The sequence below is a fragment of the Frigoribacterium sp. MEB024 genome (genome assembly GCF_000878135.1).
Taxonomy (GTDB): domain Bacteria; phylum Actinomycetota; class Actinomycetes; order Actinomycetales; family Microbacteriaceae; genus Frigoribacterium.
This window is the reverse complement of record NZ_JXQZ01000032.1, coordinates 98,991-123,146: the sequence shown is the minus strand read 5'-3', so window position 1 is coordinate 123,146 and position 24,156 is coordinate 98,991. Positions and strand designations below refer to the sequence as shown.

26 protein-coding genes are annotated in these 24,156 nt (G+C 72.2%); 15 read left to right on the top strand and 11 right to left on the bottom strand.

Annotated elements, in window-relative coordinates:
• Positions 1-20: 20 nt before the first annotated feature.
• Complete coding sequence (locus SZ60_RS07515) at positions 21-428, bottom strand: TIGR02611 family protein (RefSeq protein ID WP_052505238.1); 408 nt, start codon at positions 426-428, stop codon at positions 21-23.
• A gap of 62 nt (positions 429-490) precedes the next feature.
• Here SZ60_RS07515 and SZ60_RS07510 point away from each other — a divergent pair, with 62 nt between their 5' ends.
• The 3 genes from SZ60_RS07510 to SZ60_RS07500 all read left to right on the top strand — a co-directional run bounded on the left by SZ60_RS07510 (position 491) and on the right by SZ60_RS07500 (position 2,960).
• Entirely contained in the window at positions 491-1,462 is a 972-nt protein-coding gene (locus SZ60_RS07510) for an aldo/keto reductase (RefSeq protein ID WP_043594904.1), read from the top strand.
• A gap of 13 nt (positions 1,463-1,475) precedes the next feature.
• A complete protein-coding gene (locus SZ60_RS07505; RefSeq protein WP_043594903.1) occupies positions 1,476-2,339 on the top strand; it encodes an aldo/keto reductase in 864 nt (287 codons plus the stop codon).
• Between the two features lie 72 nt (positions 2,340-2,411).
• On the top strand, positions 2,412-2,960 hold the full coding sequence (locus SZ60_RS07500) for a YbhB/YbcL family Raf kinase inhibitor-like protein (protein ID WP_043594902.1): 549 nt from the start codon (positions 2,412-2,414) through the stop codon (positions 2,958-2,960).
• An 81-nt stretch (positions 2,961-3,041) separates the two neighbouring features.
• Here SZ60_RS07500 and SZ60_RS07495 read toward each other — a convergent pair whose 3' ends face one another.
• The 3 genes from SZ60_RS07495 to SZ60_RS17450 are packed head-to-tail and all read right to left on the bottom strand — an operon-like array spanning position 3,042 to position 4,997.
• Positions 3,042-4,046, bottom strand: a complete 1,005-nt coding sequence (locus SZ60_RS07495; protein ID WP_043594901.1) for an aldo/keto reductase family protein — start codon at positions 4,044-4,046, stop codon at positions 3,042-3,044.
• Between the two features lie 48 nt (positions 4,047-4,094).
• A complete protein-coding gene (locus SZ60_RS07490) occupies positions 4,095-4,574 on the bottom strand; it encodes a hypothetical protein (RefSeq protein ID WP_043594900.1) in 480 nt (159 codons plus the stop codon).
• A gap of 3 nt (positions 4,575-4,577) precedes the next feature.
• Positions 4,578-4,997, bottom strand: a complete 420-nt coding sequence (locus SZ60_RS17450) for a hypothetical protein (RefSeq protein ID WP_043594899.1) — start codon at positions 4,995-4,997, stop codon at positions 4,578-4,580.
• A 165-nt stretch (positions 4,998-5,162) separates the two neighbouring features.
• On the opposite strand from SZ60_RS17450, the gene SZ60_RS17445 reads away from it, so the two are divergent.
• The 3 genes from SZ60_RS17445 to manD all read left to right on the top strand — a co-directional run bounded on the left by SZ60_RS17445 (position 5,163) and on the right by manD (position 8,157).
• Positions 5,163-5,957, top strand: coding sequence for an EI24 domain-containing protein (locus SZ60_RS17445; RefSeq protein ID WP_043594898.1), 795 nt, complete (start codon positions 5,163-5,165; stop codon positions 5,955-5,957).
• Positions 5,954-6,814, top strand: a complete 861-nt coding sequence (locus SZ60_RS07475) for an aldo/keto reductase (RefSeq protein WP_043594897.1) — start codon at positions 5,954-5,956, stop codon at positions 6,812-6,814. Before SZ60_RS17445 ends, SZ60_RS07475 begins: the two co-directional genes overlap by 4 nt.
• 104 nt (positions 6,815-6,918) lie before the next feature.
• Positions 6,919-8,157, top strand: coding sequence for a D-mannonate dehydratase ManD (manD, locus tag SZ60_RS07470; RefSeq protein ID WP_043594896.1), 1,239 nt, complete (start codon positions 6,919-6,921; stop codon positions 8,155-8,157).
• A 31-nt stretch (positions 8,158-8,188) separates the two neighbouring features.
• Here manD and SZ60_RS07465 read toward each other — a convergent pair whose 3' ends face one another.
• The 4 genes from SZ60_RS07465 to SZ60_RS07450 form a co-directional block, all read right to left on the bottom strand.
• The gene (locus SZ60_RS07465) at positions 8,189-8,671 is read right to left on the bottom strand and encodes a VOC family protein (RefSeq protein ID WP_043594895.1); all 483 of its coding nucleotides are present in this window, start codon (positions 8,669-8,671) and stop codon (positions 8,189-8,191) included.
• Between the two features lie 152 nt (positions 8,672-8,823).
• Positions 8,824-10,293 (bottom strand): NCS2 family permease, encoded by a 1,470-nt coding sequence (locus SZ60_RS07460; protein WP_171007359.1) that lies wholly within the window; start codon positions 10,291-10,293, stop codon positions 8,824-8,826.
• Between the two features lie 117 nt (positions 10,294-10,410).
• Positions 10,411-10,815: a membrane protein gene (locus SZ60_RS07455; RefSeq protein WP_043594894.1), complete on the bottom strand. Its 405-nt coding sequence runs from the start codon at positions 10,813-10,815 to the stop codon at positions 10,411-10,413.
• 78 nt (positions 10,816-10,893) lie between these two features.
• Entirely contained in the window at positions 10,894-11,751 is an 858-nt protein-coding gene (locus SZ60_RS07450; RefSeq protein ID WP_043594893.1) for a LysR substrate-binding domain-containing protein, read from the bottom strand.
• Positions 11,752-11,893: 142 nt separating this feature from the next.
• Here SZ60_RS07450 and SZ60_RS07445 point away from each other — a divergent pair, with 142 nt between their 5' ends.
• The gene (locus SZ60_RS07445) at positions 11,894-13,216 is read left to right on the top strand and encodes an MFS transporter (protein ID WP_043594892.1); all 1,323 of its coding nucleotides are present in this window, start codon (positions 11,894-11,896) and stop codon (positions 13,214-13,216) included.
• Between the two features lie 115 nt (positions 13,217-13,331).
• On the opposite strand, the gene SZ60_RS16420 is transcribed toward SZ60_RS07445, so the two are convergent.
• A complete protein-coding gene (locus SZ60_RS16420) occupies positions 13,332-13,949 on the bottom strand; it encodes a TetR/AcrR family transcriptional regulator (protein WP_052505237.1) in 618 nt (205 codons plus the stop codon).
• Positions 13,950-14,203: 254 nt separating this feature from the next.
• Positions 14,204-14,605, bottom strand: a complete 402-nt coding sequence (locus SZ60_RS07435; protein WP_043594891.1) for a hypothetical protein — start codon at positions 14,603-14,605, stop codon at positions 14,204-14,206.
• A 66-nt stretch (positions 14,606-14,671) separates the two neighbouring features.
• Here SZ60_RS07435 and SZ60_RS07430 point away from each other — a divergent pair, with 66 nt between their 5' ends.
• The 8 genes from SZ60_RS07430 (at position 14,672) to SZ60_RS07395 (ending at position 22,442) form a co-directional block, all read left to right on the top strand.
• Positions 14,672-15,715, top strand: a complete 1,044-nt coding sequence (locus tag SZ60_RS07430) for an LLM class flavin-dependent oxidoreductase (protein ID WP_043594890.1) — start codon at positions 14,672-14,674, stop codon at positions 15,713-15,715.
• Positions 15,716-15,776: 61 nt separating this feature from the next.
• A complete protein-coding gene (locus tag SZ60_RS07425) occupies positions 15,777-16,739 on the top strand; it encodes an acetylxylan esterase (RefSeq protein ID WP_043594889.1) in 963 nt (320 codons plus the stop codon).
• Between the two features lie 124 nt (positions 16,740-16,863).
• A complete protein-coding gene (locus SZ60_RS07420; RefSeq protein ID WP_043594888.1) occupies positions 16,864-17,895 on the top strand; it encodes an NADPH:quinone reductase in 1,032 nt (343 codons plus the stop codon).
• 69 nt (positions 17,896-17,964) lie between these two features.
• A complete protein-coding gene (locus SZ60_RS07415; protein WP_082059952.1) occupies positions 17,965-19,014 on the top strand; it encodes an MBL fold metallo-hydrolase in 1,050 nt (349 codons plus the stop codon).
• Positions 19,015-19,118: 104 nt separating this feature from the next.
• Positions 19,119-19,994, top strand: coding sequence for a patatin-like phospholipase family protein (locus SZ60_RS07410; RefSeq protein ID WP_043594886.1), 876 nt, complete (start codon positions 19,119-19,121; stop codon positions 19,992-19,994).
• A gap of 47 nt (positions 19,995-20,041) precedes the next feature.
• Complete coding sequence (locus SZ60_RS07405; protein ID WP_043595051.1) at positions 20,042-21,265, top strand: glycosyltransferase; 1,224 nt, start codon at positions 20,042-20,044, stop codon at positions 21,263-21,265.
• Positions 21,266-21,399: 134 nt separating this feature from the next.
• Positions 21,400-21,879, top strand: a complete 480-nt coding sequence (locus SZ60_RS07400; RefSeq protein WP_043594885.1) for a heme-degrading domain-containing protein — start codon at positions 21,400-21,402, stop codon at positions 21,877-21,879.
• 20 nt (positions 21,880-21,899) lie between these two features.
• Entirely contained in the window at positions 21,900-22,442 is a 543-nt protein-coding gene (locus tag SZ60_RS07395; protein WP_156155542.1) for a hypothetical protein, read from the top strand.
• Here the strand turns inward: SZ60_RS07395 and SZ60_RS07390 are convergent.
• A complete protein-coding gene (locus tag SZ60_RS07390) occupies positions 22,439-24,028 on the bottom strand; it encodes an MFS transporter (protein ID WP_043594884.1) in 1,590 nt (529 codons plus the stop codon). The two genes, SZ60_RS07395 and SZ60_RS07390, sit on opposite strands and share 4 nt — an antisense overlap.
• Positions 24,029-24,156 lie beyond the last annotated feature (128 nt).

The window sequence follows — 24,156 nt, the reverse complement described above, 5'->3', positions numbered from 1 at the left end:
GACGCGGTCGACCCCGTGGCTCACCGCGACGGGGCGGCCGAGGGGTCCACGGACGACGATCGGCGCACCGACCGGGCGACCCGCCACGCGCGCCACCGGAGACGAGCACGCCGCGCGAGGCGACGCACCCACTGGGTGATGCGATGGGCGGCCGGGAACTCGGTGCCGAGCACGGCGACGCCGACGAAGACGATGAGCCAACCGGGCCCGGGCAGCGGGACGAGGATGAGGCCCACGACGACGATCAGGGCCCCGAGCACCCCGACGCCGATCTTGTAGAGCAACCGGAGGCGCGGATGCGCGTCGAGCCGGAGTCGCATCTTCGCGTGACCGTCGCGCAGGGCACGGCGACGCCGGCCGCGATGCGGGCCGGCCCCGCGGTGCTCGACCGGGAGCTCGCCGTGCGGGGTCTCGGGCTGCTCGTCCATGACGGTGACGTTAGGGGGCGTTCCTGTGAGCACCACGCCCCACGAGGGGGTAGCCAGGGAACATGGATTACACACACCTCGGACGCACAGGGTTGTCCGTCTCCCGGGCCGTGCTCGGCACGATGAACTTCGGGCCGCAGACCACGGAGGACGACTCCCACGCGATCATGGACCGGGCGCACGAACTCGGCGTCAACTTCTTCGACACGGCGAACGTGTACGGCTGGGAGAAGGGCGAAGGCATCACCGAACAGATCATCGGTCGGTGGTTCGCCCGCGGGGGTGGGCGACGGGAGAAGACCGTCCTCGCCACCAAGCTCTACGGCGACATGGGCGACTGGCCCAACGACGGCAAGCTCAGTGCGCTGAACATCCGACGTGCACTCGACGCGAGCCTGACGCGACTCCAGACGGATCACATCGACCTGTACCAGTTCCACCACGTGGACCGTGAGACCCCGTGGGACGAGATCTGGCAGGCGATGGAGGTCGCCGTCCAACAGGGCAAGGTGCTCTACGTCGGGAGCAGCAACTTCGCGGGCTGGCACATCGCACAGGCCCAGGAGGCCGCGAAGACCCGGCACTTCACCGGTCTCGTGAGCGAGCAGTCGATCTACAACCTCATCGTCCGCGACGTCGAGCGCGAGACCCTGCCGGCCGCCCGGCACTACGGTCTCGGCATGATCCCGTGGTCGCCGCTCAACGGTGGCCTGCTCGGCGGCGTGATCGAGAAGACCGAGGAGGGTTCGCGACGCCTCGAGGGGCGAAGCGCCGAGTACGTCGCAGAACACCGCGACCAGCTCGAAGCCTACGAGTCGTTCGCCCGGGAGTTGGGCCACGCCCCGGGCGAGGTCGCCCTCGCATGGCTGCTGCACCAGCCGGGCGTCACGGGACCCATCACGGGGCCGCGGACCATGGCACAACTGGAGTCGGCGGTCGCCGCCGTCGACGTGACGCTGGACGAGGCCGCGCTGGCGCGGCTGGACGAGATCTTCCCCGGGCACAAGACGTCGCCCGAGGACTACGCGTGGTGAACCGGAGGACGACATGAAGACCAGGACCATCGGAGACGTGACGGTCAGCGCGATCGGCCTGGGCGGCATGCCCTTGTCGATCGAGGGCCGTCCCGACGAGAAGCAGGGCATCGCCACCATCCACGCCGCGCTCGAGCAGGGCATCACCCTGATCGACACGGCCGACGCCTACCACCAGGCCGGCAAGGACGAGGTCGGGCACAACGAGCTGCTCATCGCCAAGGCGCTCAAGAGCTACCACGCCGACACCGACCAGGTGCTCGTCGCGACGAAGGGCGGGCACCTTCGTCCCGAGGCGGGCTCTTGGGCGCAGAACGGCGACCCGGCCTACCTCAAGGAGGCGGCCAAGGCCTCCGCGAAGCGGCTCGGCGTCGAGACCATCGGGCTGTACCAGTTCCACCGCCCGGACCCGGCGGTGCCCTACGCCGACTCGATCGGCGCCCTGGCGGAGCTGCTCGACGAGGGCGTCATCCGCATGGCGGGCATCTCGAACGCCACCCCGGACCAGATCCGCGAGGCCAACGCGGTCCTCGACGAACGCCTGGTCTCCGTCCAGAACCAGTACTCGCCCGCGTTCCGGTCGAGCGAGGCCGAGCTCGTGCTGTGCGACGAGATGGGCATTGCCTTCCTGCCGTGGAGCCCCCTCGGCGGGATCACGAACGCGGGTGAGCTCGGAGCGAAGCACGCCGTGTTCGCCGAGATCGCCAACGCCCGACGGGTCACCCCTCAGGTCTTGACGCTCGCCTGGGAGCTCGCCAAGTCCGAGCTCGTCATCCCGATCCCGGGATCGACCCGACCGCAGACGATCATGAACTCGGCCACGGCGACGTCGATCAAGCTCTCGGCCGACGAGATCCAGCGGCTCGACGCCGCCTGACCGAACACCGGTGCGCCCGCCCCTCGGGGCGGGCGCACCGTCACGACCATCCCGAACGAACAGGAGACAGCCATGGCCGACGCCAACCTGACCCGCCCCTACGACATCATCGGCATCGTGCCCGAGTTCGAGCTCTCGAGCACGGACCTCACCGACGGAGGCGAGCTGCAGCGAGCCCAGGTGAGCGGCATCATGGGCCCCGGCGGCGACGACGCCAGCCCCCAGCTGAGCTGGTCCGGCGCCCCCGAGGGCACCAAGAGCTTCGCGGTCACCATCTACGACCCCTACGCTCCGACGGGTTCGGGCTTCTGGCACTGGGCCGTGGCCGACCTTCCCGCCGACACGACGTCGCTGCCCTCCGGTGCAGGTGACGACCAGGGCTCGGGTCTGCCCGAGGGTGCGATCCAGCTGCAGAACGACGGCGGGCTCGCCCGCTACGTCGGCGCCGCTCCGCCCGAGGGTCACGGACCGCACACCTACTTCGTCGCGGTGCACGCCCTCGACGTCGAGAAGATCGGGGTCGACGAGACCGCCAGCCCGGCGTACCTCGGCTTCAACCTGCACTTCCACACGCTGGCCCGCGCCGTGATCTCGGCGACCTTCGAGGTCCCGGCGGCCTGATCCGTCACGCTCGACGTCGACACGACGACGCCCCGCCACGATCTCGTGGCGGGGCGTCGTCGTGTCGTGTCGACCGCGCGATCAGGCTTCGCGGCCGCTCGGCATCTGCGTCTTGCGCGGGTCCGTCTCGGCGAGGCCGTCGAAGATCGACTCGATGCGCGTCAGGACGTCGGCCTCGAGGGTCACTCCCGAGGCCTTGGCGTTCGACTCGACCTGCTCGGGACGCGAGGCCCCGATGATCGCCGAGGCGACGTTCTCGTTCGACAGCACCCATGCCAACGAGAGCTGGGCCTGTGTGAGGCCCAGGTCGGCCGCGATCGGCTCCAGCTGGGCCACGGCGTCGAGGACGTCATCGCGCAGCCAGCGCTCGATCATGCCCGCGCCGCCCTTCTGGTCGGTCGCCCGGCTACCCGCCGGCAGCTCGGCGCCGACGGTGTACTTCCCGGTCAGGACGCCCTGGGCGACGGGTGACCAGACGATCTGCGAGATGCCGAGCTCGGCCGACGCCGGGACGACCTCGTCCTCGATGACCCGCCAGAGCAGCGAGTACTCGGGCTGGTTCGAGACCAGTTGGATCTTCAGCTCGCGAGCCAGGGCGTGCGCCTCGCGGAGCTGCTCGGCGTTCCACTCCGAGACGCCGATGTAGAGCACCTTGCCCTGGCGGACGAGGTCGGCGAAGGTCTCCATCGTCTCGTCGAGGGGCGTCTCGACGTCGTACCGATGTGCCTGGTAGAGGTCGACGTAGTCGGTCTGCAGGCGCGTGAGCGACCCGTTGATCGACTCGGTGATGTGCTTCCGGCTGAGCCCGGTGTCGTTGTGGCCCTTGGGCCCGGTGGGACCGTAGACCTTGGTGAAGATCTCGAGCGACTCGCGACGCTCACCCTTCAGCGCCTCGCCGAGGACCGTCTCGGCCTGCGTGTTGGCGTAGACGTCGGCCGTGTCGAACGAACTGATGCCGACGTCGAGGGCCGCGCGGACGCAGCGCGTCGCCGTGTCGTTCTCGACCTGGGACCCGTGGGTGAGCCAGTTGCCGTAGGTGAGCTCGCTGACCTTGAGCCCGCTGTTGCCGAGGTACCTGAACTTCATGGACGACCCTTCTCGGTGGTGCCGCGTCGATGCGGCACCCCGTCGACGCTAGTCACCGTCTGCCCCGCCCGCCCGGTCGCCGAACCGTCCGGGCACGGTGAACCCCGACGGCGTGCGATGCCAGAACGCCCGCAACCGGAGGGGGCCGGCTCCGAGCGACCGGGCGAGGCCGGAGGCCCAGGCGTCGACCGCGACCCGATCGAGCTCGTCGTCGTCCACCGTCTGCCAGACGCACACCACCTGGCGCGCTCTCGCCCGGAGTCCTTGATGCCGGAACAGGTCGACCAGTTCGTCGACGTCACGTCGCCGCGGCAGTCGCGGCACGTCGTGCAGACGACCGGCGGGGGCCACCTGCCGACCGTCGGCGTCGAGGAAGGCGAAGTGGACGACCTCGCGATCGCAGCCCTCGGCGCACAGCTCGATCGCGTGGTCGAGCAACGCCCGATCATCGGCGTCGGGCCCGAGGACGGGAAGCCGGAGGAGGTCGGGATCGGGGTCGAAGGGCAGGGAACCTCCGCGGACGCGCATGCGTCAAGCCACCGGGAGGAGGGGACGGACGTCGGACGGGGTGCGACGCATCGGCGGATGGACCGTGAGGTCGCCGGGTTCGATCACCGCCAGGATCGCCGCGGCCCACCGCTGGTCGTCACACGCCGCCGAGAGCGACTCGTCGGTGCTCTGCCACACGAGCAGGACGGATGTGGCATCGACCCAGCCCGCCACCTCGACGATGCGCAGGGCCAGGACCTCGACCCCGTCGCGGGTGGGCTCGACCGGCGAGCCGGCGAGGGCGACGGGTGGCGCGACGGGCAGGCCGTCGTCCCCCAGGTAGATCCAGAGCAGGGCGCGTTCGTCGCACGGCTCGAGGCAGAACTCGTCGACGAAGTCCTCGAGCTGCTCGTCGGTGGGGTCGGGGGCGAGTACGGGTGGGTACGTGTCGATCGTCGTCATGGTCCGAGGCTGGCTGGCCGAGCCGCGGTGAGGACCTGCGAACGCCCGGCCTGTGGAGGAAGCCGTTTCTCGTCGAACTGGGGAGGAGGCGACCAGACGGGGACCGACGGACGCGACGTCGCGCGCGACCGCACCCGCGCCTCCTGCACCGGATACGCTCGTCCGGTGGCCGTGATCGGGGAGTTCTTCGGCGGGGTGGCGCTGCTCGGGCGGGGGCTGCGACTGTGGGCGACGTCCCCGCGGCTGATGCTGCTGGGCGCGGTGCCCGCCCTCGTCGTGGGCGCGGTCTTGGTGGCCGGGCTCGTCGTCGTCGGTCTCGCGGCAGACGACATCGCCCGCGCCGTGACGCCGTTCGCCGACGAGTGGCCCGAATGGTCCCGCACGCTCGTTCGTCTCGGTGGTGGTCTGGCCGTGGCCGCCCTGGCCGTGCTGCTCGCGGTCGTCGCGTTCACCGCCGTCACGCTGCTCGTCGGCGATCCCTTCTACGAGCGCATCTGGCGCCGCGTCGAAGAGCACGAGGGCGACGCACCGGCCGACGTGGATCGGGGCTTCTGGCGCGGGCTCGCCCGGAGTGCCGGCGACTCGCTCCGACTGCTGCTGGCCACGGCCGGGGTGGGCGTCCTCTTGTTCGTCGGCGGATTCGTGCCGGTCGTCGGCCAGACCGTCGTGCCGGTCGTGGGCGCGCTGGTCGGCGGATGGTTCCTGGCGGTCGAGCTCACCGGGTACGCCTTCGACGCCCGGGGCCGCTCGCTCGCCGAGCGCCGCCGCGGGCTCGCCGTCAACCGGGCACGCACCCTGGGGCTGGGCACCGCGACCTACCTGCTGTTCTTCGTCCCGCTCGGGGCGGTGCTCGTCATGCCGGCGGCCGTCGCCGCGGCCACCCTGCTGGCCCGCGAGGTGGCCGCCGGGCCGACCGTCGGACCGGCCTCGCCGGCCGACGACTACCATCCCCCGGCATGACCACCCCCGCGACGCCGACCAACCCCGCCGTCTCCCTGCCCGACGGGCGCGTCGTCCCGGCCCTCGGCCAGGGCACCTGGAACATCGGCGACGACCCACGCCGCCGAGCCGACGAGGTCGCCGCGCTGCGGGCCGGCCTCGACGCCGGCCTGACCATGATCGACACAGCCGAGATGTACGGCGGCGGGCGGTCCGAGTCGCTGGTCGGCGAGGCGATCGCGGGCCGACGCGACGAGGTGTTCCTGGTCGGCAAGGTCCTGCCGGGCAACGCCTCGCGGCAGGGCACCGTCGACGCCTGTCACGCCAGCCTCCGGCGCCTGGGTACCGACCGCCTCGACCTCTACCTGCTGCACTGGCGGGGGCGGCACCCGCTCGCCGAGACCGTCGAGGCCCTGGAGGCGCTGGTCGCCGAGGGCGCCATCGGCGGCTGGGGCGTCAGCAACTTCGACGTCGACGACCTGCACGAGCTGCTCTCGGTACCCGGTGGCGAGAACGTCCAGACGAACCAGGTCCTGTACAACCTGGCCCGTCGCGGACCCGAGTTCGACCTGCTGCCCTGGGCGCGCGAGCACGGCGTGCCCCTCACCTCGTACTCCCCCGTCGACGGCGGCGAGCTGCTCGGACACCCCGTCCTCGAGCAGGTGGCGAGCGATCTCGGCGTCTCGTCGGCGCAGCTCGCCCTCGCCTGGGTGCTGCGCCTCGTGCCCGACCTCATGGTCGCCGTCAAGGCGGGCACGGCCGAGCACACGCTCGAGAACGCGGCGGCCCTGGCGGTCGACCTCGACGACCAGGCGTTCGTGCAGCTCGAGCGGGCGTTCCCGGCGCCGACGACCGCGGTGCCCCTCGAGATGCGTTGACCCGCGCCTCCCGGGCTCGCCTCCCACCCACGCATGCGCCAGAGTGGAGGGACCAGCCCGGGTGACATCGACGTCGCCTGGACGCGAGCTCCAGAGGACACCGCATGATCATCGACAGAGCCGACGTGATCGTCACCAGCCCCGACCGCAACTTCGTGACGCTGAAGATCACGACCTCCGACGGCGTCACCGGCCTCGGCGACGCCACCTTGAACGGGCGCGAACTCGCCGTCGTCGCCTACCTGACCGAGCACGTCGTGCCCCTGTTGATCGGGCGGGACCCGGCCCGCATCGAGGACACCTGGCAGTTCCTGTACCGCAGCGCCTACTGGCGGCGTGGCCCGGTCACGATGGCCGCCGTCGCCGCCGTCGACGTCGCCCTCTGGGACATCAAGGCCAAGGTCGCCGGCCTGCCCCTCTACCAGCTGCTCGGCGGCGCCTCGCGCACCGGGCTGCTGACCTACGGCCACGCCTCGGGGAAGGACCTCGAGGAACTGTTCGACAGCGTCCGCGACCACCAGGAGCAGGGCTACCAGGCGATCCGCATCCAGACCGGGGTGCCGGGCCTGGAGTCGATCTACGGGATCGCCTCGAACGCCACGTTCGACGCCAACAGCGGCGTGCGCTACGACCACGAACCCGCCCAACGCGGAGCCCTGCCGAACGAAGAGGACTGGGACACCCGTTCGTACCTGCGGCACGTGCCCTCCGTGTTCGAGGCGGTGCGGAACGAGTTCGGCCCCGAGATCCCCCTGCTGCACGACGGCCACCACCGCATGACGCCGATCCAGGCGGCGAGGCTGGGCAAGAGCCTCGAACCCTACGACCTGTTCTGGCTCGAGGACGTCACCCCGGCCGAGAACCCCGAGGCGCTACGACTCGTGAGGCAGCACACGACCACTCCCCTGGCCATCGGCGAGATCTTCAACACCGTCTGGGACTACCAGCAGATCATCCGCGAGCAGCTGATCGACTACGTCCGCAGCGCCGTCACGCACACGGGTGGAATCACGCACCTCAAGAAGGTGCTCGACTACGCCTCCCAGTACCAGATCAAGTCGGGCATGCACGGGCCGACCGACATCTCGCCCGTCGGGATGGCCGCCGCGATGCACCTCGGGCTCGCCATCCACAACTTCGGCATCCAGGAGTACATGAAGCACGGTGCGAGGACCGACGAGGTCTTCGAGCAGAGCTTCACCTTCGAGGGCGGCATGCTGCACCCGGGCGAGCAGCCCGGGATCGGGGTCGAGCTGGACGAGCGGGCCGCCGCGGCGTACCCGTACGCGCAGGCCTACCTGCCCTACAACCGGCTGGCGGACGGGACCGTCCACGACTGGTGACGAGGAGGCGCGGCGCGGGCGAGCGCGTCGCTCACCCCTCGTAGGCCGCCGCCAGCTCGGCGATGACCAGGCGGTGCATGCCCATCATCGCCGTCATGGCCCGGGCGGCGCCTTCGGGGTCGGGCCCGCCGAGGTATCGGTCCATCACCGACGGGACGACCTGCCAGGAGAAGCCCCAGCGGTCCGTCACCCAGCCGCACCGCCCCTCCTGGCCGCCGTCGGCCGCGAAGGCGTCCCAGTAGTGGTCGAGCTCGTCCTGGGTCTCGACCGAGATCGAGAACGACGTGGCCTCGGTCGGCCTCGGCCCTCCGTCGCCGCCGTTCAGCAGGCGGTAGGGCTGGCCGTCGAGCTCGAGGTCGACGACGAGGGCCTGACCGGCCATGGCTGCGTCGGGGAAGTCGTCGGGATAGCGCGACACGTCGGTGACGCGCGACGACGGGAACAGGGTGACGTAGAAGTCCGCTGCGGTCTCGATGTCACGACCGAACCAGAGCGTGGGGGTGATGCGGGGCATGGTGCGCCTCCTCGGCGTGGGCCGGCGGCACCGTCGCCGCCTGGCGCTCAGGGTAGCCGGGCCGGGCGTCGAGGTCGACGAGACACGACATGCCGCTCACCCACGAGGGCGAGCGGCACGTCGTGACGTCTCGGGAAGGCGGGCCGACCGGGTCAGCCCAGCAGCGCCTCGATCGGACCGCGCACGAAGTAGACCAGGAAGCCCGCGGCCACGATCCACAGCAGCGGGCTGATCGAACGGGCCTTGCCCGCGAACGCGCGGACGACGACCCAGCTGACGAAGCCGACGCCGATGCCGTTCGCGATCGAGTACGTCAGCGGCATGGTGATGATCGTCAGGAACACCGGCAGCGCGACCGAGAAGTCGGTCCAGTCGATCTGGCTGATCTGGGACACCATGAGCGCACCGACGATCACGAGCGCCGAGGCGGCGACCTCGAGCGGCACGACCTGGGTCAACGGGGTGAAGAACATGGCGAGCAGGAACAGGGCGCCGGTGACGACCGAGGCGAAACCCGTCCGCGCACCCTCGCCGATGCCCGAGGCCGACTCGACGAACACGGTGTTCGACGACGAGCTCGTCGCACCACCGGCGACCGCGCCGACGCCCTCGACGATCAGGGCCGAGCGGAGGCGGGGGAAGGTGCCGTTCGCGTCGGCGACGTCGCCGGCCTTGGCCAGGCCGGTCATCGTGCCCATGGCGTCGAAGAAGTTGGTGAAGACGAGGGTGAAGACCAGCATGACCGCCGACAGCACGCCGATGCGGGCGAAGGCACCGAAGCTGAACTGGCCGACGAGCGACAGGTCGGGCAGGGCGACGATCTGGGTGGGCAGCACCGGGGCGTTGAGGTTCCAGTCGTCGAGGTTCTGCCCGTTCGACGGCGGCACCTGGAAGATCGCCTGCAGGGCGATGGCGATGACGGTGGTGGCGACGATGCCGATGAAGATCGCCCCGCGCACCTTGCGGGCCATCAGCACGCCGATGACGAGCAGGCCGATGACGAAGGTGATCGTCGGCAGCGTCGCCACCGAGCCGGCGTCGCCGAGTTGGACGGGCGGCGACGACGTGCCGCTGGTGCGGACGAAGCCCGAGTCGACCAGGCCGATGAACGCGATGAACAAACCGATGCCGACGGTGATCGCGGTCTTGAGCGCGGCCGGCACGGCGGTGAAGATCATGCTGCGCAGACCGGTCACGGCGAGGATCGTGATGACGAGCCCGTTGATGACGACGAGGCCCATGGCCTCGGGCCAGGTGACGTCCTGCACGACGTTGACGGCCAGGAACGAGTTGATGCCGAGCCCGGCGGCGAACGCGAACGGGAGGCGCGCGACGGTTCCGAAGAGGATCGTCATGACGCCCGCGGTGAGGGCGGTGACCGCGCCCACCTGGCCGTTCTGCAGCCAGTTGCCGGCCACGTCCTTGGCCGCCTGGTCGGCGCTGAAGCCGCCGAGGATCAACGGGTTCAGGATGACGATGTAGGCCATCGTGACGAACGTGACGACACCGCCCCGGATCTCGCGGGCCCAGGTCGAGCCGCGGTGGGTGATCTCGAAGAACCGGTCGAGGGTGCCCCCGACTCCGGGTCTCGGCGGCGTGGTGACGGGGGCGTTCGTGGCCATGGCGATGCGTCTCCGGTGAGATCGGATGTCGAGGGGGAAGAGAACAGGATAGGGCGTGCCGGGGGTGCGCCATGCAACGCCGCCCACCTCCCCTCGACCGCCGAGGCGCTCGGGAGGCTAAGAGGCGCGGTGCACGCCGAGCGCCCGCGTCACCAGGGGCACCTGCAAGGGCAGCCGCACGAGGGTGACGGCCCGGCGCACGGTCGTGGCCCGCTCGCTCGTCAGGGCGCGCAGCGCCATCGAGACGTTCGCCGGGAAGACGGCCACGAAGAGGGCGGCGGCGGCGAGCCCGCCCGCCGGACGCGTCCTCGGCACGAGGAGGGCGGCGGCGATGCCGACCTCGGCGAGACCCGAGCCGATCGTCCAGAACCGGGCCGGGCCGGGGACGCTCCTCGGGACGACGGCGTCGTAGGCCGCGGGCTTGGCGAGGTGCAGGAGGCCGGAACCACCCAGGATCGCGGCGAGGACGCGGGCGTCCCGACGAGCGGCGGACTTCTGGCGGCGTGTGGGGCGGTGACTCATGCGACCATCTTGCGCGCGCCTCCCGGGGTGGGGCGGGGGCGGCGCGCCGGAGCGGCCGGACGACGCGGCCGCCCCGGATCAGACGGCGCGGCTGACGCCTCGACTGGTGATGGCCGACATGAGGGCGTCGACGGGCTCGCGGGCGGCACCCGGGTTGGCGACGAGCACGTAGTCGACGTCGCCGAGGGTGGGCAGCGAGAACCGGTCGCTGACCTTGACGAGGTCGGTGGGGATGAGCGAGAACGGGAACACCGCGACGCCCATGCCGGCGCGGACCGCGGCGAGGACGCCGTTGACGTCGCGGGTGTTGCAGGTGATGCGCCAGGTGCGGCCGGCGCGCTCGAGGGCGTCGATGGCCATCTGCCTGCTGAGGCTGGGCGCCTGGTACGCGATGAGCGGCACGGGCTGGCCGGGCTCGACGACGAGCTTCTCCTGGCCGATCCAGACCATGGCGTCGCCCGCGACGCGCGTGCCCTCGTCGGACTCGCCCGCGGTCTGCTTCACGAAGATCAGGTCGAGGTGGCCCGCGGCGAGTCGGCGGCGCAGCGGAGCGGACTGGTTGACGGTGAGCTCGAGGTTGATCTGTGGGTAGAGCTGGCGGAAGTGTCGCAGGATGCGTGGCAGCTGGGTGATGGCGAGGTCGTCGGCGGCGCCGAAGCGCAGGCGACCCCGCATGGCCGAGCCGCTGAAGTAGCTCTCGGCGGCGGCGTGAGCGGCGAGGATGGTCCGCGCGAAGCCTGCCATGGCGTCGCCGTTGTCGGTCAGGCGGACGTCCCGGGTGTCGCGGGCGACGAGCGTGCGGCCCGCGGCCTTCTCGAGCCGGCCGACCTGCTGGCTGACCGTCGGCTGGCTGATGCCGAGCCGTTGCGCGGCCCGGGTGAAGCTGCGGGTCTCGGCCACGACGAGGAACGTCGCGAGCAGCGTGGGGTCGTACACCGCGCCTCCTTCGACGTGTCGGCTCGTGGCCTCGTCATTCACGAAGCCAATGCGACTGATCATCCCCCACCGGGGTCCGAATGACCAGGCCGGCCCTACCGTTGATGCAGACCGTGAACCGAACCACCAGCGCAGGAACGTGATGTCCGCCCCGCCCCGCACCGACTTCCCCCCGACCGCCCCTCTTCCCATCAGCACCGCCCGCCCGCCGTGGCGGCACACCTTCATCGCCCTCAGCGTGCCCAACTTCCGCCTCTGGACGGCCGGCAACGTCGTGGCGATGACCGCCGGGTGGATGCAGCGCATCGCCCAGGACTGGCTCGTGCTCGAGCTGACCGGCAGCGCCACGGCCGTGGGCATCACGGTGGCGATGCAGTTCGCCCCGATGCTCTTCTTCGGCCTGCTCGGCGGGGTGATCGTCGACCGCTTCTCGAAGCGCGCCCTCATGCTCGCCACTCAGAGCGTCTTCGCCGTGCTCAGCCTGGGACTCGCGGCCCTGACGCTCGCGGGCGTGGTCGAGGCCTGGCATGTCTTCGCCATCGCCTTCGCCACGGGCCTGGTGACCGTCGTCGACAACCCGGCCCGCCAGGTCATCGTCACCGAACTCGTCGGCCACACCCACCTCCGCAACGCGATCAGCGTCAACTCGAGCGTGTTCCAGCTCGGCGGCATGGTCGGCCCCGCGATCGCCGGCGTGCTGCTGCTGGCGGTCGGCGCGGGCTGGGCGTTCGTCGTCAACGGCGTCGCCTGCCTCGTGGTCGTCGTGATGCTGACGATGCTGCGGACGGCACAGATGACGCGTGTCACCTCGTCCGCCCGAGGGCGGGGTCAGCTGCGGCAGGGCCTCGCCTACGCCCGCTCGAAGCCGACCATCGTCGTGCCCGTGCTGCTCGTCGGCGTCTACGCCGTGTTCGGCCTCACGATGCCCGTGCTGCTGGCGTCGTTCGCGGCGGACGTGTACGACGTGGGGCCGGGTGGCTACGGCCTCTTCAACTCGATGATCGCCGTCGGGGCGTTGACCGGCGCCCTGCTGTCGACGCGGCGCGCCACGATCCGGCTGCGGACCATCGTCCTCGGCGTGCTCGTCACCGGTGTGCTGCAGGCCGTGGCCGGGTCGATGCCGTCGCTCGTGCCGTTCGCCGTCGTGCTCGTCGGGGTCGGGCTCGCGTCGCTGCTGTTCCTGACGGCCGCGAACCAGCTGGTGCAGATGTCGAGCAACATCGCGATCCGGGGACGCGTCATGTCGCTGTACATCCTCGTGCTGCTCGGCGGGCAGGCGATCGGCGGACCGCTGATGGGCGTGATCGTCGAAACCTTCGGCACGCACGTCGGCATGATCGTCTCGGGCGGCGTGCCGGCCGTCGCCGCCGCCGGCACGGCACTGGTGCTCGCCCGTCGGGGGCAGCTGACGCTGCAGGTGCGCACCCGCTGGCACGTGCCCGTCGTCACGATCGAGCAGCGCTAGGCACGGACGGCGCGCCGGGTCGCCGAGGCGGGCGTGTTCGTCGGTCCCGGTCGTGCACGAGCGCCCGTCCGGCACGGACTCGCCCCTGTGCGGCGGGCGTCAGACCGTCAGACCGTCAGGCCGTCACGCCCCGGGTGAGGGCCGCGACGACGTCGCCCATGAGCTCGCCGGCCGCCTGCTCACCCGTGGCGGGCCAGTCGAAGGCCACGCCCAGCGTGATGCAGATGAGGACGCGAGCGAGGGCGCGCGGCTCGAGCCCGGTCACGTGGACGGCCTGCCCCTGGAAGACCTCCTCGACGAGGCCGTGCAGGGCGTCGAGCACCTCCCGGCGCTGGCGGACGAAGTCGGCCATCACCTCGGGGTGCGTGAGGGCGTGGGCCCGGAACTCGCTCATCAGTGCGAAGTCCTCGACCTGGCCGGGGCCGTAGGGCGCGAACGCCGTGCCGATCTTCTCGGGCAGCTGGTCGAGCGAGGTGCCGGGGAAGAACATGCCCTCGAGGGCCCCGAGCGCACCGTCGGTCTCGCGACGCATGAGGCTGCGGACCAGGTCGTCCTTCGAGGAGAAGTTCGAATAGACGGCGCCCTTGCTGAACCCGGCGGCCCGGGCCACGTCGTCCAGCGTGGTCGCGTGCACCCCGCGCCGCGAGAACAGCTCGGCCGCCGCGTCGAGCAGCCGCTGCTTGACCTCGGCTCGAGGGATGCGGGGAACCGGAGCCCCGGCGGTGGTGGCCATGCAGCGACCCTAACGGGTGCGGGTGATCCTCAGAAGTCACCCGCGCCGCCACCGAAGAAGTCGCATACCGGCGGGTATCCAGGCGCTACCATCGTGTTCGCCTGGTGAACCCGAAGCATCAGGAGACCGCGCGGGTGCGCGCCCGCCCGACCCTCACCACGTCGTCAGGTCGGGCGCGCACCCCGCACCCCACGCGTCGTCAGAGGTGTCCCCAGGACTCGACCCGCGCCTCATCGTGTCGCCGACGACCCGCGTCAGATCGCGGTGCGTCGCCCCGACCCGCCGAAGCCGATCGAGACGTCGAGGCGCCACGCCTTCGGCTCGCCCGAGACGTGGGTCGTACCCACGAAACGCAGCCGGTCGCCGGCACCGAGGCTGAGCACACCGTGCACGTCGAGGTTCTCGCCGAGCCGGAAGACGATCTCGTGCTCGTCGAGCAGGTCGTCGTCGACCGTGGCGCCGAAGGTGGCGCCGTCGAACTTCACGGGGACGTCACGGAACACCAGCGACGGCGGTTCGTCGGACCAGTCCGCCACCTCGGGCACCCGCCCCGCGACGATGCGGGCGTCCACGACGCCGTCGTCTCCGAGCGTGACCGAGGAGGCGCGCAGGTCGATGCCGAGGTCGTCACCGTCGATGCGAAAGCGGTTCTCCACGGCCCCACGTTACCGAGCACGGGCCCCCGGCGGAATGGCCTCGTGACGCCGGACGTTCGCCCGGTCATGAAGAAGCGCATGGGGTTCTTGTCGTTCGGCCACTACCAGGACGTGCGCGGGTCGGCGACACCGACCGCCCGGGAGGCGCTGGTCCAGTCGATCGAGCTGGCCGAGGCCGCGGAGGAGATCGGCGTCGACGTGGCCGCCGTGCGCGTGCACCACTACGTGCGCCAGGCCGCCAACCCGTTCCCGCTGCTCGCGGCGATGGCCGCGCGCACGAGCCGCATCGAGCTCGGCACCGGAGTCATCGACATGCGCTACGAGAACCCGCTCTCGATGGCCGAGCAGGCCGCGGCCGCCGACCTGATCAGCGCCGGCCGACTGCAGCTCGGCGTCAGCCGTGGATCACCCGAGCCCGCCCTGCGCGGCTGGGAGGCGTTCGGCCACGTCCCCCTCGAGGGTGAGAGCGACGCCGACCTCGCCCGCCGGCACACCGAGCTGTTCCGTGCGGCGATCGAGGGCGCCGACGTCGCCGAGTCCGACCCGAAGATGACCGGCTGGTCGCACGGCCTCTCGGTCGAGCCGCACTCCCCCGGCCTCGGCGAGCGCATCTGGTGGGGGTCGGGCAGCCGCTCGACGGCCGTCTGGACCGGTGAGCAGGGGATGAACCTGATGAGCAGCACCCTGCTGACCGAGGACACCGGGGTGCCGTTCGACGAGCTGCAGGCCGAGCAGATCGCGCTGTACCGGGAGGCCTACCGCGCCGCCGGGCACGCCCGTGAGCCGAGGGTCTCCGTCAGCCGCAGCGTGATCCCGATCACGACCGACGAGGACCGTCGCTACTTCGGCGTCCGCGCCCAGGCCGACTCGCAGGACCAGGTCGGTCTGCTCGACGGCGTGCAGTCACGCTTCGGCAAGAGCTACGTGGGCGAACCCGACGTCATCGCCGAGCAGTTGGCCGCCGACGTCGCGGTCCGGGACGCCGACACGATCCTGCTGACGGTCCCCAACCAGTTGGGGGTCGCCTACAACGCCCGTCTGCTGCAGACGGTGGCCGACCACGTCGCCCCGGCGTTCGGCTGGGTGCCGAACCTTTCCCGCGTGAGCTGAGCCGCGCCTCCTGCACCGCGCCTCCTCGGCTGTCGTCGGAGGCTGCGGTAGACAAGGGGGCATGTTCACCGACCTGCCCGAACCCGCCCTGCGGGAGTACCGCAGCACCCAGACCGACCCCGACGACTTCGACGAGTTCTGGGCGACGACGCTCGCCGAGACGCGGGCGCATCCGCTCGACCTGAGGGTCGACCGGGTCGACACGGGGCTGACGACGGTCGACGTGTACGACGTGACCTTCGCCGGGTGGGCGGGTCAACCCGTCCGGGCCTGGCTGCGTGTACCCGCCGCAGCGAAGGGTCCGTTGCCGGCGGTCGTCCAGTTCGTCGGCTACGGCGGCGGACGCGGGGCCGCCGTCGAGAACCTCTTCTGGTCGTCGGCCGGGTTCGCCCACCTGCAGATGGACACCCGCGGCCAGGGTTCGGGGTGGAGCCTCGGCGCCACCCCCGACCCGGACGGTTCGGGCCCGGCCCACCCCGGCGTCATGACGCGGGGCATCGACTCGCGCGAGACCTACTACTACCGGCGGGTGTTCGCCGACGCCGTCCGCGCCGTCGAGGCCGCGCGCGAGCTCGACGTCGTCGACGCCTCCCGGGTGTCAGTCGTCGGCGGCAGCCAGGGCGGGGGCATTGCCCTCGCCGTCGCGGGACTCGTCCCCGACCTCGCCGCCGTCGCGGCGTACGTGCCGTTCCTCTGCGACTTCCGGCGCGCCACCGTCGTCACCGACGCCGACCCGTACAAGGAGATCGGACGCTACCTGGCGGTCCACCGGCATCGCGCCTCCTCGGTGCACGACGTGCTCGCGTACTTCGACGGCGTCAACTTCGCGAGGCGGGCCACGGCCCCCGCCCTGTTCACGACGGCGCTGATGGACCCGACCTGCCCACCGTCGACGGTGTTCGGCGCGTTCCACGCGTACGCCGGGGCGGCCGACGTCACGGTCTGGCCGTACAACGGGCACGAGGGCGGCGGGTTCGAGGACGACCTGCTGGCGCTCGCCCTGTTCCGCGGCGCCGGGGCCTGAGCCGGCCCGCGCACCACACGACGCCGTCGAGTCGGCACGACACCGTGACGTGCAGCGGTGCCGTGTCCACTGGGTGGCGTCCCGGGCGGGAACACGGCGGCGCCGGGTCTGGTTGGCTCCGGGCATGAAGTCGATCGTGTACTCCGAGACCGGATCCGCCCCCACCGTGCTGCAGCTCGTCGACCGCGACCTGCCCGAACCCGCCGTCGGCGAGGTGCGGGTGCGCGTCGTGTTCTCGGGCGTCAACCCCACCGACTGGAAGTCCCGCGCAGGCGGTGGCCCCGGCGAGTCGCTGCCGTTCCCCGAGGTGACGCCGAACCAGGACGGCTCGGGCGTCGTCGACGCCGTCGGCGAGGGCGTCACCGGCCTGTCGGTCGGCGACCGCGTCTGGACCTACCTCTCGGCCCACCAGCGCCCCACCGGCACCGCGCAGGAGTTCACCGTGCTGCCCGCCTCACGCGTCGTCCCGTTGCCCGACGGCGTCGGCCTCGACGTCGGTGCGAGCCTCGGCGTCCCCGCCATGACCGCCCACCGTGCGCTCACGGTGTGGGAGGACGGCCCGAGCCGCCTGACCCCCGGCAGCCTCGACGGCGCCGTCGTCCTCGTCGCGGGAGGCGCGGGTGCGGTCGGTCACGCCGCCATCCAGCTCGCCCGCTGGGCCGGGGCCACCGTCGTCACGACGATCAGCAGCGACGAGAAGGCCGCCCTCGCCACGGCCGCCGGTGCCCACCACGTCGTCAACTACCGCACGGACGATGCCGCCACCCGGATCCGCGAGATCGCCCCCGACGGCGTCGACGTCGTCGTCGAGGTCGCCATCTCGCAGAACGCCGACCTGTTGGCCGAGGTCGTCGCACACCGCGCCTCCGTGGCCATCTACGCCGACAACGGCGGCGACACGACGACCATCCCGATCCGCGCGAACATGATCACCAACACCCGGTTCCAGTTCGTCCTGCTCTACACCGTGGGCGAGGAGGCGCTGCAGGCGGCCGTCGAGGACGTCACCGCAGCCCTGCGTGACGGCGTCCTGCCGGTCGGCGAGGCCGCCGGCCTGCCGCTGCACACCTTCCCGCTCGCCGAGACCGCTGCGGCACACGAGGCCGTCGAGGGCGACGTGGTCGGCAAGGTGCTGATCGAGGTCTCCGCCGAGTAGTCGACCAGTCGACCGGCGCCGTCTCGGCGGACGCGGGGCGGGGCGGGCGGTGCTGGCTAGGCTCGCGGGGTGACCGACGCCGCCCGCCGACCCGCGCCTCCTGCCCCACCCGTCCCGCTCAGCCCGGTGCAGGCCGAGGCCGTCCGCCGTGGCGAGCTGCCGCCCGTCGAGGAGGTCAGGCACGGCGTCTGGTCGGTCGCGTTCGAGTTCGGCGACGGCATCGACGACCACTCGTTGGGCTACGTCGTCGAGGGTTCCGACGGTGCGCTGACGGTCATCGACCCCGGGTGGGGAGTCGAGGCCAACCTCGACCGTCTCGAGAGCGCCCTCGCCGACGTCGACCACTCGCTCGCCGACGTCGACCTCATCGCCGTCACCCATCTGCACGCCGACCACCTGGGCGGAGCGGAGGCCCTGCGTCGGGCCTCCGGCGCCCGGATCGCCCTGCACGCCGCCGAGCAGCGCGCGCTGGGCGAGCGCACGTCCGACGCCGCGGCCGCCGACGCCGACATCGCCCGGTGGGGCGCACCCCGGGACGACCAGGAGGCGCTGGTCGCGTCGTGGGGGTCGGGTCGCCACCTGCCCGCGCTGACCGCCGACCTGTTGCTCGGCGACGGCGACGTGCTGCCCATCGCGGGACGACTGCTGCGTGCTGTGCACACCCCGGGTCACACCGCGGGCCACCTCTGCTTCGTCGAACCCGAGCAGCGGCTCGTCTTCACGGGCGATCACGTCCTGCCGCGCATCAACCCCGGGATCGGCCTCGGCGGACGCACCGGGACGAACCCGCTGACGGACTACCTCGCGTCACTCGACCGCATGGTGGCGCTCGACGTCGCCGGACCCGACGCCCTCGAGGTCTGCCCCGGGCACGAGTACCGCTTCGTCGGCCTCCGCGGGCGGGCCGAGGCCCTGATCGAGCACCGCGCCGACCGCAGCCGTGACGCGGCCGCCGCCCTGGACGCGCTCGACCGGCCGACGGTGTGGCAGGTCGCCGAGCGGATGTCGTGGAGCGGCGGCATCGCCTCGTTGCACGGCTACCGGCTCGGCTCGGCGCTCGCCCAGACCGAGTGGCACGTCCAGGACCTCGGCCGCGCCGACGAGTTGCGCGCCGCCTGACACCCGCCCGAGGACGTGGCGAGGTGACCGGCCTAGTGTCGAGCGCGGCCCCGGGGGACGCACCGCGCCTCCTGCCGGGACCGCCATCACGACCGAGGAGAGACATGAGCACGACCACGACCCCCACCCGCACCGCCCTCGTCCTGGGCGGTGGCGGCATCACCGGCATCGCCTGGGAACTCGGCGTGCTGTCGAGGTTGCTCGAGGCGGGCGTGCCGGTGGACGAGGCCGACCTCGTCGTCGGCACCTCGGCCGGATCGGTCGTCGGGACGATGGTGCGACTCGGCCGGGTCGACGAGGGCCTGCGAGAGCAGTTCGAGGCCGTGACCGAGCTGCCCTCGGGCTCGATCGACCCCGAGGTGTTCCAGCAGACCCTCGGGCAGGCACTCGCGGGGGCGACCGACCAGCAGGAGGCGCGGGCCCGCATCGGCGCCCTGGCGCGCGAGACGCCTGTGGTCGCGGACGAACCCGAACTCGTCACGACGATGCGGGACCGCTTCGGAGGCGCCGCCTGGCCCGACGCCGCCCTGACCGTCTGCACCGTGGACGCCACCGACGGCACGTTCCGCCCGCTGGACGCCGGCTCGGGCGTCGACCTCTACCGCGCCGTGGCCGCGAGCTGTTCGGTGCCCGTCGTCTGGCCCACCGTCGAGGTCGACGGCCGTCCGACCATGGACGGCGGGGTCCGCTCGGGCACCAACGCCGACCTGGCCGACGACTACGACCGCGTGCTGGTGCTGTCGTGCGGCCCCGAGCTCGACGTCTCGCCGCTCGGCCCGACCCTGCCGCAGGTCGTCGCCGCCCGACGCACCGCCGGTCGGGACGTGCTGGTCGTCGAGGCCGACGCCGAGTCCCTGCAGGCGTTCGGCACCGACGTGCTCGCCACGAGCACCCGGCGCCCGGCCGCCGAGGCCGGTCGTCGGCAGGCCGAGGCCGTCCTCGACGACGTCCGCGCCTTCTGGTCGGGCGGGGTCGCCTGACCCACGCCGCGCAGACCGCGGGGGCGGTGGGCCGGTACCCTCGGGACGTGACCACCGCCTCCCCCACGCTCCGCATCGCCCTCGTGTCGCTGCACACGTCCCCCGGTGCCGAGCCCGGGTCCGGGGACGTCGGCGGCATGAACGTCGTCGTCCGCAACCAGGCCGAGGCGCTCGGCGCCGCGGGTCACGAGGTCGAGATCCTGACCCGCCGGTCCTCGTCCGACGAGCCCGCGAGCCTCACCCTCGCCCCGGGCGTCACGCTGCGATTCCTCGACGCCGGCCCGGCCGAGCCGGTCACGAAGGGCCGCAACGAGCTCTACGTCGACGAGTTCCGCGACCGGCTCGCCGAACTCGGCCCGTGGGACGTCGTCCACTCGCACCACTGGTTCTCGGGCATGGCCGCGCTTCCCGTGGCCCGCGCCCTCGGCGTGCCCCACCTGCAGAGCTTCCACTCGATCGCCGCCCACGACTCGACCCCCCTCTCGCACGGCGAACGCGCCGAGTCCCCGGGCAGGATCGCCGGAGAAGAACGGCTCGCCCGCGAGTCCGACGCCGTCGTCGCGATCAGCCACGCCGAGGCCGAGACCGTCACCTCCCGTCTCGGCGGCTCGCCCGACCGCGTCCACGTCGTCCTGCCGGGCGTCGACGGAGAGCTCTTCCACCCGGCGGCAGCGGGCCGGACCGCCCCGGGCCGCCCGTACGTCGTCGTGGCGGGGCGACTCGAACCGCTCAAGGCCCCCGACCTCGCCCTGCGCGCGGTGGCGGCCGTCCCCGCCGAGGTGCGTCCCGACCTCGTCATCGCCGGAGGTGCCTCGACCGAGTTCGCCGGGTACGAGTCCGAGCTGAGCGCCCTGAGCGACGACCTCGACCTCACCGTGCACTTCCTGGGCCCGCGATCACGCCCCGGCCTCGCGGCCCTGCTGCGGGACGCCGCCCTCGTGCTCGTGCCCTCCCACTCCGAGACCTACGGGCTCATCGCGCTCGAGGCGGCGGCCAGCGGGGTCCCGGTGATCGCCGCGGCGTCGGGCGGCCTCCGCGAATCGGTCGTCGACGGCGTCACGGGCATCGTGCTGTCGCAGCGCGACCCGCAGGCCTGGGCCCGGGCGATGACGCAGGTGCTCGCGGACGCGGGGCTGCGCGACCGGCTCTCGCGCGCCTCCCGGTCCCACGCCCTCGACCACCCGTGGTCACGTTCGGCGGACGACCTCGTCGGCGTCTACTGCGGGTCGCTGGCGCGACAGGGGTCGCCCTGCGTCGCGGCCTCGGCCTGACCCCTCGCCGCTCACGCTCCGTCACCAGCCCGTTGACGGGGGTCGGGCCTAGGCTCGGGTCGTCCCGCGGTGGCGCGCCGCCGCGCCCCCGTGCCGACCCACCAGATCGCCCGACCACCCCCAGGAGGCCACCGATGACCGACGACACCTTGCTGCAGACCCTCATCGAGCAAGAAGAGCGTCTCGTCTTCCGGCGGTTCACCCTCGACGTCGCCCTCGACCTGGGCGCCCACCTCCTGGCCGAGGCCCGGCGCCGTGACCTGGCCGTCGCCGTCACCGTGCGGCACGGTCGGCAGCGCGCCTTCCACGCGGCCCTGCCCGGCAGCAGCCTCGACAACGACGAATGGCTCGACCGCAAGGCCCGTGTCGTCGAGCGGTACGGGCAGAGTTCCTATCGGGTGGGCGAGTCGTTCCGGGTGCAGGGTGGCACGTTCGACGAGAAGTCGCGCCTCGACACCGACCTCTACGCCGCGCACGGCGGGCTGTTCCCCGTTCGGGTCGCGGGCGTCGGCGTCGTCGGCTCGGCCGGCGTCTCGGGCCTGCCGCAGGCCGACGACCACGCGTTCGTCGTCGACGTGATCGAGGACTTCCTCGACCACGGCTACGACGCCTGATCCCACCGCCCGAGCACCACGTGGACGACCCGACCCCAGGAGGCGTGGTGCCGGCCTCGGAGTCCCCATCGGACGATCAGGCGGCCGCGTCGCTCCGAGCCCTCGTCGAGCAGGCGGCCGCCGACCTGGCCGCACGCGAGGCGCGCACCGAGGCCCTCGCCCGCTACAAGCCCGCCCGGCGCATCGTCGTGGTGAAGACCGCCGAGTCCCTCGAGCCCGCCGGGCGCGCCTGGCGACTCGGCGTGCTGCTGCTCGGCACCGACGGCCGGGTCTTCGAGACCGGTCGCATCACGCGGGCGGTGACGCCGACCCGTTCACAGCACCTGTCCGCCCAGGTCGAACAGCGCAAGGCCGAACGGCGGGCAGCCGTGCGCGGCCACTTCGCCGAGGGCGAGGTCGTCAACTACGCATACGAGCCGGTGGACCTGTCGACCGCGGCGTTGCAGGGCGGCGAGCAGCGCCTCCTCGTCCGCGACGGGCACGCCCTCGTGCGGTGGGGCACGGCGACCGGCGAGGTCCGCGACCTCGCCGCCTACCTCGCCGATCGGGCCGAACTGCTCTAGCTCGCGGTCCCCTGTGAGGGCGGCGCGGCGGGTGCGGTCGTCGCGGCGGGCTCGGCGGGCTCGGCGGGCTCGGCGGGCTCGGCGTCGAGGAAGGGCAGGTCGCCGAGGTCGATGTGGGGATTGGCGTCCTGCGTCTCGACCAGCTCGTGCGCCTCGGCCTCGGTGGCCACGCTCGGCATCGAGCCGGGAAGCGGGCGCTGCGACGACTCCTTCATGAACCACACCGCGACGGCACCGATCAGCGAGGTCGCCATCAGGAAGAACGCCGGCACGAGCTCGTTGCCGGTCGCCTGCAGCAGCGCCTGGATGATCAGGGGTGTCGTCCCGCCGAACACGGCGATCGCGACGTTGTACGACACGCCCATCGCGCCGTAGCGGCTCGCCGTCGGGAAGAGCGCGGGCAGCGACGACGCCTGGCTCGACACCCAGAGCGCGACGCTCACGGCGAGCAGCGACAGCCCGGCGAGGGTCGTCGCGGTGCTGCCGACGCCGATCAGGAGGAACGCGGGCAGGGCGAGCAGCAGCACCGATGCGGCACCGAGCCACATGACGGGACGTCGGCCGATGCGGTCGCTCAGGCGCCCGGCGACGGGCAGCAGCAGGGCGAGCAGCACCAGCACCGGGATGGTCAGCAGCGTGCCGTGCAGCGGGTCGTAGCCGAGCGAGTCGGTCAGGTAGGTCGGCATGTAGCTGGTCAGCGCGTAGCCGACGGTGTTGGAGGCGGCGACGAGGCCGATCGCGATGACGATCGGACGCCAGTGCTGCCGGACGAGGGCGAGGGTGTTGCGCGGACGGCCCTGCGCGTCGGCGATCTCGCCGACCTTGTTCTCTTGCGCGTCCTGCGTCGCCTGGAACGCGGGCGACTCCTCGATCTTCAGGCGGAAGTAGATCGCGACGACGCCGAGCACGCCGGCCAGCAGGAAGGGCAGGCGCCAGGCCCAGTCGAGCATCTGCTGCTCGGTGGTCAGCAGCTGGAGCACCGACACGACCGCGGCGCCGAGCGCGAAGCCCAGGTAGCTGCCGAGGTCGAGGATGCTCGCGAAGAAGCCGCGCCGTTTGTCGGGTGCGTACTCGCTGACGAACGTCGTCGCCCCGGCGTACTCCCCACCGGTCGAGAAGCCCTGCAGCAGCTTGAGCACGACGAGGGCGATCGGGGCGAGGGCGCCGATCGCGGCGAAGTCGGGCAGCACGCCGATCAGGAAGGTCGCGCCCGCCATCATGATGAGCGTGGTCGCGAGCACCTTCTGACGTCCGACCCGGTCACCGAGGCGGCCGAAGACGACCCCGCCGAGCGGGCGAGCGACGTAGGTCGAGGCGAAGACGCCGAGGCTGAAGAGGATCTGCAGCGACGGGTCGGCCTCGGGCAGGAAGACCCGGCCCATCGTGACGGCGAGGTAGCCGTAGACGCCGACGTCGTACCACTCCATGGTGTTGCCGACGACGGTGCCGCCGATGGCGCGCTTCATCATCGCCGGGTCGACGACGGTGACGTCGTCGACGCGCAGACGCCGCGGGCGCCTCCGTCCGGAGGCGCGGGTCGGGCGGTCGGGACGGGTCTCGCGGGCAGGGGTGGGTGGGGTTCCCATGAACGACGTTCCTCTGGATCTCGGGCGCCGGTCGGTCGGACGGGCGCCTCGGCGATCGAGCTGCGGAGGGGCGGTGCCCGGCTGCCGCGGCCCGAGTGGTCGGGTCGACGGGCGGCAACGTTACCGGC